General features: G+C 35.9%; 1 protein-coding gene. It reads left to right on the top strand.

Annotation, left to right across the window (positions count from 1 at the left end; genetic code table 11):
• Nucleotides 1–224: potassium-transporting ATPase subunit C (locus tag ACYP5M_RS26650; protein ID WP_459735745.1), on the top strand; the 224-nt coding region annotated here is incomplete at its 5' end.
• Nucleotides 225–248 lie beyond the last annotated feature (24 nt).

The raw sequence follows: 248 nt of genomic DNA, 5'->3' as shown, positions 1-248 counted from the left end.
AAGACATTACAAAGTTTTTAAAAGAAAACCCTTCTATCGATAAGGCGGATATACCATCTGAATTAATGACGAATTCGGGTTCAGGAATTGATCCCAATATTTCCCCTAATTGTGCGAAGGTACAGGTTCCTCGTATTGATCTTGAAAGGGTATTAACTGAAAAAACAGTATATCTTCTAGTGGAAAAAAATACGAGCAGCCGATCACTTGGAATATTTGCTTAACCCAGAATTAATGTTTTGGAGTTG

This window comes from Peribacillus sp. N1 (assembly GCF_054600815.1).
Note: the sequence above shows the minus strand (reverse complement) of the source record. Positions and strands in the feature narration are given on the sequence as shown.